General features: G+C 66.6%; 7 protein-coding genes. 4 read left to right on the forward strand and 3 right to left on the reverse strand.

Features of this window, described 5'->3' with window-relative positions:
* The first annotated feature begins 62 nt into the window (after positions 1-62).
* The 4 genes from FE633_RS23005 to FE633_RS23020 are packed head-to-tail and all read left to right on the forward strand — an operon-like array spanning position 63 to position 6,036.
* Positions 63-2,417 (forward strand): ATP-binding protein, encoded by a 2,355-nt coding sequence (locus FE633_RS23005; protein WP_138047040.1) that lies wholly within the window; start codon positions 63-65, stop codon positions 2,415-2,417.
* A complete protein-coding gene (locus FE633_RS23010) occupies positions 2,414-4,078 on the forward strand; it encodes a DEAD/DEAH box helicase family protein (protein WP_138047041.1) in 1,665 nt (554 codons plus the stop codon). The genes FE633_RS23005 and FE633_RS23010 overlap by 4 nt, the downstream gene beginning before the upstream one ends.
* Entirely contained in the window at positions 4,075-4,674 is a 600-nt protein-coding gene (locus FE633_RS23015; protein ID WP_138047042.1) for a hypothetical protein, read from the forward strand. The genes FE633_RS23010 and FE633_RS23015 overlap by 4 nt, the downstream gene beginning before the upstream one ends.
* 27 nt (positions 4,675-4,701) lie before the next feature.
* Positions 4,702-6,036 (forward strand): sigma factor-like helix-turn-helix DNA-binding protein, encoded by a 1,335-nt coding sequence (locus FE633_RS23020; RefSeq protein WP_246113777.1) that lies wholly within the window; start codon positions 4,702-4,704, stop codon positions 6,034-6,036.
* A gap of 328 nt (positions 6,037-6,364) precedes the next feature.
* On the opposite strand, the gene FE633_RS23025 is transcribed toward FE633_RS23020, so the two are convergent.
* The 3 genes from FE633_RS23025 to FE633_RS23035 are packed head-to-tail and all read right to left on the reverse strand — an operon-like array spanning position 6,365 to position 12,346.
* Positions 6,365-8,119, reverse strand: coding sequence for a hypothetical protein (locus FE633_RS23025; RefSeq protein WP_138047044.1), 1,755 nt, complete (start codon positions 8,117-8,119; stop codon positions 6,365-6,367).
* Between the two features lie 22 nt (positions 8,120-8,141).
* Positions 8,142-11,192: a helicase C-terminal domain-containing protein gene (locus tag FE633_RS23030; RefSeq protein WP_138047045.1), complete on the reverse strand. Its 3,051-nt coding sequence runs from the start codon at positions 11,190-11,192 to the stop codon at positions 8,142-8,144.
* Complete coding sequence (locus FE633_RS23035) at positions 11,189-12,346, reverse strand: sigma-70 family RNA polymerase sigma factor (RefSeq protein WP_138047046.1); 1,158 nt, start codon at positions 12,344-12,346, stop codon at positions 11,189-11,191. The genes FE633_RS23030 and FE633_RS23035 overlap by 4 nt, the downstream gene beginning before the upstream one ends.
* Between the last annotated feature and the right edge of the window lie 455 nt (positions 12,347-12,801).

Raw genomic sequence — 12,801 nt, forward strand, 5'->3', positions numbered from 1 at the left:
CGTCGTGCCCACGCACGCCGCGGCCGTCGTAACAGCGTCCCCACCAGGAGGGTTCCGCCGGAGTGAAGATCACCCCTTCCGCCCGCGTGCTCAGCATGCTGGGCGAGATCGATTTCGACGAGTGGCAGTGCGTGGCCGAACTCGTCGACAACTCCTTCGACGACTTCCTCGACATCCTCCGCTCGGGGACGGAGTGGCCAGCGGACGACTTCACGGTCGTCGTGACCCTGCCGTCGTCCCCGAAGGGAGTCCTGGAAGTCCGCGACACTGGACGTGGCATGTCGTACGACCGGCTGGCGCGCGCGGTGCGGGCTGGCTGGTCCGGGAACGACATGCACGACAAGCTCGGCCTGTTCGGCATGGGCTTCAACATCTCGACTGCCCGCCTCGGCAGGCGCACCCGCGTGCTGACGACCCGCGCGGGCGACACGGAATGGATCGGCGTCGAAATCGACCTCGACCAGATCAAGGATGACTTCGAAGCGAAGGACATCACCGAGCCGAAGAGCGATCCGTCCCAGCACGGCACGAGGATCATCCTCGACCGCCTTCACCGAACACGCGCCGAGTGGCTGCGCCGCAATGGTGCCTCGCTCCGCAACATCCTGGGCTCGGTGTACTCGTGGATCCTCACCGAGCATCCTTTCGACCTCTACGTCGGCGGGACCCGGGTCAAGCCGGTCCGCCACTGCCGCTGGGGCGATGACCGCTACGTGCTCTACAACGGCAAGGAGCGGATCCCCGCCTACATCCCGATCGACGAGAAGCTCCAGGACGGGACCGCCTGCCGGGACTGTGGGGAGTGGCAGATCGGTTCGGGCGAGGTCTGCGCGGTCTGCGGCAGCGGCAACCTGATCGTGCGTGAGCGCCGGATCCACGGCTGGCTCGGCGTCCAGCGCTACCTTGACAAGACCGAGTACGGAATCGACTTCCTGCGCAACGGCCGGAAGATCCTGCGGTGGGATAAGCAGCTCTTCACCTGGAACAACCCCGAGGGTCGCGAGGGCGACGAGGAGGTACCCGAGTACCCGGTCGAACTCGCCCACCAAGGCGGCCGCCTCATCGGCGAGATCCACCTCGACCACGTCCCAGTCACTTACCAGAAGGACGCTTTCGAGTACGGGGACCGCAGCTGGCTCGCGGCCGTGGAGTTGCTACGCGGCGTGGCGCCGCTCCAGCCCAAGCGGGCTCAGGGCTACTCGGAGAACGACAGCCCACTTGCCCTGCTGTTCAAGGGTTTCCGCCGCAACGACGCCGGCCTGCGCTGCCTCGTCCCCGGCGACGGCCACAAGCCGGTCCACAAGGACACCCGGGACTGGGGCAGGAAGTTCCAAGCAGGTGCCCCTGAGTTCCAGACGGATGAGCACTGGTGGCAGGCGGTCCTGCGGCACGAAGAGATCAAGAAGCGGGGCAAGGAAGCCAAGACGGCGGCCAGTGTGCCGAGCCAGCCCGATGAGAAGGCCGTTGAGGAAGCGCTCGGGTTCCCGACCGATATGCCCACCTCCGGCACGGCCCGGCCGGAGAGCGCGTCCACCACCTCCGCGCCGCCCGCCGCCCCGGCGGCCCCCGTGTCACTAAAGGAGGAGAAGGAGACCCGCAGCGAGCGCCTGGCCCGCTATGAGCAGGCGGCGACGCCCCACGCGTATCTGAGCCGGTCGTTCGGCCACCCCGAACTCGGCTACGTGAAGGTGCGGAGCCTGCTGCTGAAGCCGGGCGAGCGGCTTCTCGATGACGATCGGCAGCATGTTCCGGTCCTCCTCGACCAGCGGTCCGGTAACGAGCTCACCGCGCTCGTCGACCCCGAACACGCGGCGTTCCGTCGGTTCGGAGCGGACTACGCCGACCTCCTCCTGGTCGAACTGGCCGCCGTCCTGAAGGTGCGGGCGCGTTCCGACTGGAGCCCGTCCCAGCTCGTCGCCGCGATCCGCGCCGAGTCCCTGCAGGACAGCGTGCTCGACGGCACAACCGTCGGCGCGGAGGCCCGTGACCTGCTCGCGGAGATCCGCGAGCGTGTGGCCGAAGTCCTCGACCAGAGCGATGGCTACACGACGGCCTACGGTCACCTCACCCACGAGGAGAAGACCGCGACCGAGGACGAGATGATCGCCGCCGGACGCGTCGGCCTCATCGGCCGTCTCGGCCGCGACTCCGGTTTCGTCCACTACATGCCCGCACTGGCCCTGGTCCGGCTCATCGAGGCGATGCCGAAGTCGTTCATGGACGGTGGAGTCTTCCGTGGCCCGTACGCCGAGGTGTCGTCGCCCTCCGGGAAAGCGCTGAGCCTGGCCCGGGTCACGGGCTGCCTCGCGGACGTGGCGACGCATGGCACGTTCGCGGGTGGGGCCACCGCCCAGCAGCTACGGCGGGCCCGTCTCAGCATCGCCTTGCTGCGCGACGAGCTGGCGGGGGAGGGATGAGCGCCGTGTTCTTGACCGCCGGCGAACTGCGCGACGGCGGTCCGGAGGGACTGACCAAGGCACTCGAACGGGCTCTGTGGCACTTGGGGTTCCAGGACGTCCGAGTCATCGACGGCGCTCATGACCACGGTGCTGACCTGCTCGCGGTCCGCGACCGCGAGCAGTGGGTGTTCCAGAACAAGTGGAAGGCTAACGGCACGGCCGACCACGCTGGCGTCGACGACCTCGAGCGCGCGCGCACCCACTATCGCGCCGACAAGGCCGTCCTGGTCACCAACACGGACATCACCGCGTCGGCCGAGGCTCGGCGGAAGGAACTGGCGGGGATTGGCGTCGACATCACTCTGTGGCATGGGGCCACCCTGGACGCGATCGGTCAGAGGATGCCCAACCGTGCGCCCGCCGCGTACTCCCTGCGGCCGTACCAGGAAAAGGCCGTGGCCGCGATCGAGCGGGACCTTGACGCCGAAGGGACAGCGCTGTTGGTCCTGGCGACAGGGCTGGGGAAGACGGTAGTCGGCGGAGAGGTCATCGGGAACTTGCTGGCATCGCGGCCGGACGCGCGTGTCCTGGTCGTCGCCCACATGCGCGATCTGGTCGGCCAACTGGAGAAGGCACTGTGGCGGCACCTCCCGAAGAGCGTGCCCACCCGCCTTCTTACCGGCGAGAACAAACCCCGTGCCCTCGACGGAGTCGTCGTCGCGACCGTTGAGTCGGCACTGTCCGTCGTGCGCGCGGGCTACGAACCCGACCTCATCATGATCGATGAGACCCATCACGTGGCCGAGACCGGCAGGTTTGCGGAACTCCTCGATCTGTGCGGGACTGCGGGACGGTTCGGAGTTACCGCCACCCCTTGGCGCGGCGACAAATTCGACATCACCGCCCGCTTCGGCCACCCCAGCTTCAAGATGGGTATCGCCGAGGGCATGGCGGCGGGCTACCTGTCGGCCGTCGACTACAAGTTGTACGCGGATGGTGTCGACTGGGACGCTGTCCAGGACATCAGCCATCACGGCTACTCGATCAAGGACCTCAATCGGCGTCTGTTCCTTCCCCAGCGGGATGAGGAGATCGTCGAGCATCTGCGGGTGGCGTGGCGGGAGACAGCCGAACCCCGTGCCATCGTGTTCTGTCAGACAATCGAGCATGCCGAGCATATGGCGGGTCTCCTCGCCATCTCGGATCCGGCGTGGGGCAATGCCTCCCACTTGCACAGCGGCCTGCCGAAGCGTCACCGGGACGTCCTGCTCAATGAGTTCCGTCTCGGCCGGGTTCCAGTGATCACGTGCGTGGACGTGTTCAACGAAGGCGTCGACGTACCCGACGTGAACCTGATCGCTTTCCTCCGCGTCACCCACAGCCGGAGAATCTTCGTTCAGCAGCTCGGCCGCGGGCTGCGGCTGAGCCCCGGCAAGAAGGCTCTGAAGGTCCTCGACTTCGTCACCGACATCCGCCGCGCTGCGGCGGTGCTGAACCTACGCCGGACACTGGAGGCCGAGGAGACCGAACACCTGGAACTCCCGCATGTCTCCCGGATCGAGTTTCAGGACGAGACGGTCGGCTCCCTGATGGACATGTGGATCCAGGACGCCGCCGACCTCGAGACCGCCGCGGACGAAGTCCGTCTCCAATTCCCTCTGCCGAAAGGAATCCTGTGACCGACTACAAGATCCCGGCCGCCGTCGAGAAGGCCGTGGTCACACGGATCTACACCCAGGCCGACGAGGCCCGGTGGCCACACCTCCAGGACGCGGACCGCACCCGCCTCTACCGGGAGTGGACGGAGGACCCGGAGATCGGCGGCCGGCTTCTCGACTTCGTGGGGCAGCGGGCGAACATCCGCCCGTGGCTGAAGGACTGTCCGATGAAGGAGTACGAGCGGGCGCGGCGGGGGGAAGGCAAGTACGCCAAGTACGTGACGCGGCCGGCCGCGACGCTCGAGCAGATGGTCGCGGCGACCCTTGGCCCCGGCTGGGAGGTCATCCCGGGGACCACCCAGCAGAAGCCGATGCGCGCCAAGATCCGCGAAGCCGGCACCGAGGACGAAGAGCAGCACTTCGTGGTCGGCATGGCGGCGAATCTCAAGCATCTCATGTGGCCTGCGATCCTCGACCGATCTACCGGGGAGACCTGGCCCTGGACGATCTGCGTCGTCGATCCGTTCCGCGCCCCCGTGCCGCCCGAGAAGAAGAAGGAACACCAGCGCGTGGCCGAGTTCCTCGGCGTGCGGGTCGTCTATTTCAACGAGATGTAGGGGGAAACGATGGGGGATGAGTGGCCGATGAGCGAGTGGCTGGTCAGGGCGTGGGAGACGGGGGTCTTCAACGAGCGTGAGCGGGCCGTCGTCGCGGGCCGGGCCGAGGGTCGGACGCTGGACGAGGTCGGGGGAGTGTTCGGGCTGAGCCGCGAGCGCGCGCGCCAGATCCAGAACCGGGTGCGGAAGCAGCTTGTGGAGATGGCGAACAGCATCCAGGGCGATTGGCGGGAGACGGTCCGCGCCGCAGGCGCGGGCCCGGCCGCCCCACGAGAAACCTTCGCTGCGGCGCTCGGGGTTGTCGATCACATGGCGCTGGAAGAGCTGCTGGCCGCAGCGGGGCTGGAAGCGCCGCGGACATGGGCGGGGCCCTTGCGCGGCTGGTGGAGTATCGATCCCGGCGCGCTGGGCAGCGCCCTGGGCCGTCTCGCCGACGCCGCGCCCTTCCGCGGCGACGACCTCGGCCAGGTGGCCTCCGAGGCCGGACTGCCTGCGGGCCTCCCCCTGACCTGGCTCCTGAGCCACTCTGAGTCGCGGCTCGCCAGGAGCCCCGACGAGCACTGGGTGCGCCGCAAGGCGCGGGGCCGCGACGCCGCGTACCTGTGGCTATTGGAGACCGGGCGCCCGTGCCGGGCCGACGAGCTGCTCGCCCCGATGACGGCGACGACCGTCGCGGCCGTGCGGGAGGCTCTGCGCCGTGACGACCGGTTCCGACAAATCCGCCCCGAGGGAACCTGGGCCCTGGCCGAGTGGACGCACCTGCGCGCATCAACGTACGCCTCAGCGGTGGAGGCGATGGTCGCGGTGGTCACCGAGGCGGGCCCTCTGTCCCGGGCCCGGCTCTTCGCCAAAGTGACAGAGCTGTACCCGGTCACCCCGTGGCGCCTGAAGCAGTGCCTGCTCAGTGACCAGCTCGGTAAAACCTCCGACGGCCTCGTCGACCTCGTCTCCCGCGGCGCCCGCCCCTTCGAGGAGGAGGAACCGGCCCGGCCGGACACGATGGCCGTTGAAGGCAAGGTCCTCGGCGTGCGGATCCCCGTGAACCGAGGCATCCTGCGCGGCAGCGGCGTCAACGTGCACACCTGGCTGACCTGGCGGCTCGGGCTGCGCCGGGCCCCGATGAGCCGCGCGTTCACGACGCCCGGCGACCAATCGCCGCTCGTCGTCCGCCGCGGCACCAGCAGCGCCCAGCTCTCCAGCCTCCGCCACCACGCGCTCGAACTCGAGGTCGTCGACGGCTGCGTACTCGCCGTCCTCCTCCGCCTCGACGACGACACCGCGCGCGTCGGTCACGGCTGCGCGCCGGACACCTGCCCGGCGCGGCGGACGCGGGCCGCCGCGCCGCCGACGGTGAACGTCTGACGCGACGTCGGCGCCAGCGTTCGGAACCCAGCCTAGGGGCCGCTTACGCAGGGCCACCTGCGCTGGCCCTCATACGGAATTGCAGGCTGCACAGGGGTGTTGGGGATGCTCGTGTTACTGCACATCCCCCCGCTCGCGAGCCCTCGCTCTCAGCAACCACGAGTCGCTGACCAGGGAGTACTCTCAACGATCACGCTCGCATGTCCACGAACCGCAGGACCCGAGTTCCGCAGCGCCCGGTCCTCGGGCCAACCGCGTGGAAGGCCGGGGCCAGGCACTCGCCCGACCTGATTGGCAGGGCGAGCGCCGGGGTGATGGGCGTTCGGAGCTACGGCGTGTGGTGTGCGGACGTGGCGAGGAAGCCGTCGGGGCCGAAAAGGGCGGTGCGATTCAGATAGCGATTGAAGTGGTCGCAAGCGGGTTCACCCAGATGCAAACAGGCGGGGCAAGCGCCGCCGTTACGTTCACAGGCGGGATCCATAGCACATCGGGACTCGGCACCGGCGATGCTCGCGAGCAGGATGTGCAGGTCGTTCTCAAATACAGCTTGCAGGCCACCAAGGACAAAATCACCTCGGCTGGCTGCGAAGACGAAGAAGCCGTTGTGCCGAGGGATGAGGTATTCGCCCAATCCCTCGCGGTCGACACCAGCGAAGACAGCGAGTTGGCGGATGGCCCGGTGTGCGTAGGAGTGAATGAGGGTGAGAAGGTCCCGGCCGACGGGCGAGGCGTCGTCCGGGTCGCTGAAGCGAGAAGGGGGGGTGACATGAGCGGCGAGAACGGTGCGGGCGGTGCGCGCGTCGTCTGCTGGCGGTAGTACATGCCCGCGTTGACTCAAGGCTGTGTGGACCAGGAGGGGGTCGAGGCGGAAAAACAGGGCCTCCGTGGATCGTAGGTCGGCATAGATCCGTCGTCCGCTTTTGCCCGTGAACAGGCTCAGGCGGGAGGTACCAGGCTCACCGCCGCCTCGTGTGTACCCATATACGGCCTTGAGGACGGGGAAGTCTGTGAACAGGTCAACCCCAGCTAGTCCTGCGCGCTGCAGAGCGGCGGGATAGTGGACTTGGTAGCGGGTCTGAACAGCGGGCGGGGTAGCAGCAGTGACGAGGTCGGCAACGCGCTGGCGGGAGCCCTTCTCGGTAGCTGCCAAGGCGACGTCTACGGCCTCCCGTTCAGCGGCTTCGATTTGCAGGCTGTGGGCATTAGCCAGCTCGCCGAGGTCTTCCTCGGCACCCAGTTCTCCTGCTGCGCCGGCCACGGCGGCCATCTGCTCGGCAACCGCGCGGGTTAGCCCGGAAGCGACGAGCTGGTCGACCAGGGAGGTCTGGGTCTGGCGGCCTGCACCAGGCTCGGAGTCCTCAAAGCCGCCCAAGGCCCAAAGTAGAGCAGGACGCGGTCCGCCAGACTCGGTGACGCGGCGCATCGCGGCGCGGCTGGCTGGGTTGATCTGTGTGAAGGTCTGGGGCGTGTAGACGCTGGCAGATCGGTGGACGTTGTAACGCAGGTACTCCGCGTTCTTGGCCTCTGAGTATCGGCGCCCGCAGGAACACTTACGCCATGCGAAGCCCTTCTGGATCTCCTTCTGGCATACCGGACACTCGAAACGGATGCGTGCGGCATCCATGCTCGACTGGTGAGGCATGCGGACCTGTCGGTGCTCCCGGCATAGAGGAATCGAGGGTTGTTCCAGCAGTCCGCAGTCATGGAACCCGACGAAGTGCAGCTGCCTCCAGTGGTTGCTCCCGCACTGACAGGTCTTGACGGCGCCGGTCTCCACACGTCGGCATCCCCGGCACACCCATACCAGGGGAAAGCGCTCGACGCGTACTCCTCGTTCGGGGTTAACCCCCACGACTTCGACCGGGCCGCCTGCACGCAGATAATTCACGGCGGTGGCGTCCAGGCCGCGGCCTACCCAGCCTTCGAGTTCGGAGATCAGGCGACCCCTAATGATCGAATCCTCGACATCGACGGGGCGCGGGTCTTTCCACTCAGTGGTGCGCCAGATTCCGCCCTTGAGGTCAGCGGTCTGCTGTGGGAGGAAGCTGTAGAGGATCTGGGATCCGCTGCGCTCGTCCTTCATCGCTGTGCCTTCCCTGGTTTGGTTAGTCGTCGCTGACAGGGATCTGGGCTTCGACATCACGCAGGGAACGCATGGGTGCGCGTGCGAGCAGTTGATTGGGCCACTTGGCTCCGTCTCCCGGGTTCTCCAGGCGCATGAAGTACGTCTCGAGCTGACGGGTCACGTCGGTGAAGGCCAGATGGTGTTCTTCATACACGCCCAGAGCGGCGGTGCAGGCCCGCGCCTCCTCCTCAGCGGTCAAGCCCGTCTGGGCGGTGTACTTCCGGAGCAGGTCCACGGTGGTCAGCCGTCCGCCAGCCGAACGCGGTTCGTGGACGAACAGACGGCGGGACTCGATTGCCGCGCTGGTGGTTAGCTCCAGCACACGACGGCTGGCGCGGGTGATGGGAATGGGTTCCACGAAGCGGTCGCCCTGCTCGATGAAGGGCCTGAACTGGGAGAAGACGGCGGAATCCCGTTCGCGGCCGATCTTGTGGATGACGTACACCAAGCCGGGATGGGCGCGTCCCACGCGGGCCGTAGCCTGAATGAACTCCGCAGTTGTCAGCGGCACGCCGAGCACAGTCATCACATTCAGCCTGTCGACGTCCACGCCGTGCGAGATCATCGAGGACGCGGTGATCACGTGCAGGCGGTCAAGGAAATTCGTCTCAGGACGCAAGAGGCGTTGCAGGGTCTCGCGCACTTCCTCGAATGGGGTTTGACCGGTGAGTTGGGCGGCGTTGAGAGGTGTGACGGGGACCTGCGTTCCGAGGGAGCGCCTGGCGGCCTCAACATCACGCACAGTGTTGCCGTACACCACATGAGTGCCATAGAGGTTCAGAAGCATGGGCACGTGGACGGGGTCGACGCCTGCCTCGGCACATACGGCCTGGGGCTCGTCGTGTAGACGGCGCACAGACTGCTGGAGGATGGTCGTGGTCCGGTCTGAGACCCACTCAAGTGTGACTCCGCGCGGCCACACCGCGACGAACCTGCGGAGCAGTCGATCCGTCTCACGAGACCAAAAGGACTCGCGAGCAGAGGGACCAGGAACCGGGAATACCCGGCCGCGTCGGTTGTACAGAACCTCTACCTGACGCTCGAATCCCGTCAGAGTCGCCGACGAGGCAATAATTTTCGGGGCTCTACCGGTGAGTTCCGTCTGCAGGGCGTCCAGCAATGACTCGTAGTGGGAGTCCACCGCGCCCAGGGAGTCACGTAGCAGGTGCAGTTCGTCTTGCAGCCGGAAGGAGGGGGCGAATCGCGCGCGGTCCCTAGGTGCCAGCGGCGTGGTCTCGCCGGGACAATCGGGGACCAGGCAGCCGGTTGGCCGCTTAGCGCGCTTCGCGTACGTGAACCCATGGCCGGGGCGTGAGCAGCGTCCGGCCGGTCCCTCGAAGAAGCCCCGCATGCCTCCCTGCATGGCAATCAGTGCGGCCTTGTCCAGAGTGCCGATAACGACGGTGGGCAGGAAGCGGTAGATCTCCTGGTCGACGACATACACCGGTAGCGGCTTGCCATCGCTGGGGCACCCAGGTGCCGCGCACAGATGACGCAGGGTCCAGTCACCGCGGTGGAACTTCATGCGGATCTCCTTCGACCCGCAGAACGGGCAGGCGGTGAGAACCTGGTAGCGGTCCGCCATACGAGGCTCGTCCACGTCGATGGGGTTGTATTCGGTGGGCGCGATAGGAATTTCGTTGGGGGTCGCGCCCGCGCCGATGAAGTACCCCAAAGAAATAGGATCCCCCCCGATCGCGTGTTCACGACGCACCAGCTCGGCTGCGGCTAGGGCGTCCGCGAAGCGCTGGGTCTGTTGAAGGGACAGCATTCGTAGCGGGAATCGACTCCAGGCCGTGATGCCCGCGAGCTTCCCGCGAATTCGATCATAAAAGGCGGCTAGGACAAGCAGACCGAGATACGTCTCGGTCTTGCCACCGCCGGTGGCGAACCACACGATCTCGACCTGCTGCCAATCTTTGCCCTCGTTCACCAAGGAGGGCAGCACTGAGAGAATGAAACCGATCTGGAACGGGCGCCAGCCCGCGTAGCGCCCGCGGGCCGCGCGGCGCATGGCGCGATTCATGAGCTGGAAGGCTTGACGTAGATCGGCGTCCTGTTCCAGAACGGCCACGCCTGCACGTAGCCGCTGGAGTTCGGCCGTGTGCTCCGCAGCGGCTCCCACGGCTTCTTGGAACATCTCCGGCTTCCAAGACTCCTCTGTGGCGCGGCGTTGCAAGGCTTCCGAGGACCAGTGCTCGAGTCCCCAAGCCTCATACGCCTCCACCAGCCGCGCGAGGGTGGCCACCGGTTCTTGGGCCAGATGCTCGAAGGTCAGCGGCAACACCCCGGCGTTGGTCCGCTCAAAGGTGTATTCAGGGCGATATCGATCGACAACCACCTGATCGGTGGTAACAAGTTCATTGGCGCCCCGGAGAGCAACACCACAGTTTATGCCGATGGCCGGCAAACGCCGGTCGTAGCGGAAGCTCTCGGGCAGGGATTCCAGCAGGAAAGGGGCGGTCCGCAGGTCCAGGACCGTCAGCTCCACTTCGAAGAGATGGCGCTCGCCTCGCTGACGCGAGCCCTCAGGCGTGGTGTTGACGAGTTCCACCACGAGCTCAGGGCTGCCGCGCCAAGACTCGTCCGTTACGCGCACCTCCGCGCACGAGCCCACCGCACCCGCCACGTCCAGGGCCTCGGCGATCTGACGCCTGCCGAAGGCCACTCCCGCAGCACCCAATGGGACTTCGATCGGCACCACTACGTCGATCGACGCCGTCTTCTCCCACTTCTCGCCTCGCCCCTCCGAACCGCGCACCTGGTTCCAGGCCAGCGCACGCAGGCGTGCCCGCAGTGTCCATGGCCCCTCGACCTCGGGCCGCACTCGCAGGCCAATCGCGCACGGGTCCATGCGCCGCTCTCTACGTACGGCGGCCGCTTCACTTTCCGGAGCCAGCCGGCCCAACCAGTACACCCCGGCCGGGTCCGCGTCCAAGACGTTGTGCCGGTCCCCTCGCCCTTCTGCGGTTACCTGGCTGTCAAGCCAGTCCACGAACCGGCTCTGCGCCTCCACCACGTCCTGCGTCACGCCGCCTCCATCGCCAAGAATTCCAGCGTTAGCTGCCTGAGGCGGCAGTTATCCCGCAGCCGCTCAAGCAACTTCTTCTCCAGTTGCCGCACCCACTCGCGGGTGCAACCAAACTCCTTGCCCAAGGCGTCGAGCGTCATGGGATCCTCGCCATCCAGTCCGAAGCGGCCCTCCAACAACCGCGCCAGACGTGGGTCGGTGCCGTCGAGCAGAGTGCTGATGGTCGTGAGGATCTGCTCCTTCAAGAGCCCTCGGATGATCTCGTCCTCCGGCCGTTCCACCTTGGCGGCAAGCACCAGATCCCCGAGAGTGGCACCGCCTTCCTCGTCCACTGGGACATCCAGGTGGATGATGGGGGCGGAGTAGTCCAGCAGAGCCTGGATCTCCTCTGGCTTCTCACTCAATCCCTCGGCCAGCTCCGCCACCGTGGCGGAGCGTCCGTTGCGCTCCTCGAAACGGCGCGCGTACTGCTGCACACGCCGTAGGTCGTCGCGGACGTGCACCGGCAAGCGGACCGCAGAGCTAGTGTTCGCGATGGCCCGGCTTACCGATTGCCGCACCCACCAGCTGGCGTACGTCGAGAACTTGTAGCCCCGCGTCGGATCGAACTTCTCCGCCGCACGGTTGAGCCCCAGGACTCCGTCCTGGATCAGGTCGTCAAGCTCCAGGTCGCCCGCGCTCGGCAAGTACCGCCTCGCGATATCGATAGCCAGGCGCACGTTGTGCCGGACGAGCACCCTGCGGGCCGCCTCACCGTCACGTACGAGCTCAGCCACTTCATCCGACACCTCACCACCCTCTGCGGACTCCGCTGCCCGTAGTCCCATCTGGATGCGTCGGCCCAGCGCCACTTCCTCCTCGGCCGTCAAGATGCGGTGGCGCCCGATCCGTCCCGGGTAGGCATCTGACTGGTTGTCGCCACTGGACGCCGTCGGCCCGGTGTCCGTCCTGATCCCACCGCGATCCGCACCCTCGCCCCCCGGTTCTTCGCTCAGCACCCCGTACTCGCGCAGCACCGTGATGACGCGCCCCACCTGCTGCGGATCGATGCCTCGACGGCTCGCAACCTGAACCACGTGAGCACGCTCGAGCCGGCCCAGACGCTCGCTGTCCTCCATAAGCGCCTCGACGCAGGCTTCGATCACGTCTTCCACTTCGAAGACGCCTCCCCCTGGATTGAAAAGTGAATTACCTGGACCTCGAGCGATGCCGTTGGCCTCCCCTCGATCCAGTGGGGAAAGCTAGGACGACAGATCAGCCGAGCGCAAGCGAAAGCCCGATTAATTGACATACGGAGCGGTAATCGATAAGGGCCGAAGATGCGACGCGCGAGCGTCAACTTGGGCGCTAAGTCCGACTCGTTGACTCGCCACACTGTGGGCGCTAGGTTTGCCGCACAGGCTAAAACTCCTTTCAGCGGCGACGCAGCCGACTCCCGTGGGTCCTCGCCCATCCAGGCAAGACGTCTATGGCCCTTGGGAGACCTTCATAGCCACGGTCGGCAATGATTGACGAATATTGATGGCACGCTCGCCACGCGAGGCTCCTCGCTTTTGAGAAATCGCCCGTAAGACGACCAAGCTGGCTACATGGAGACTCGAGGTGCTGA

This window comes from Streptomyces montanus (assembly GCF_005786655.1).
In the GTDB taxonomy this organism is placed as follows: domain Bacteria; phylum Actinomycetota; class Actinomycetes; order Streptomycetales; family Streptomycetaceae; genus Streptomyces; species Streptomyces sporangiiformans.

Coding starts and splice junctions, on each gene's coding strand:
- FE633_RS23010 (WP_138047041.1), top strand. CDS start 2,414: ATGAGCGCCGTGTTCTTGACCGCCGGCGAACTGCGCGACGGCGGTCCG.
- FE633_RS23020 (WP_246113777.1), top strand. CDS start 4,702: ATGAGCGAGTGGCTGGTCAGGGCGTGGGAGACGGGGGTCTTCAACGAG.
- FE633_RS23025 (WP_138047044.1), bottom strand. CDS start 8,119: ATGAAGGACGAGCGCAGCGGATCCCAGATCCTCTACAGCTTCCTCCCA.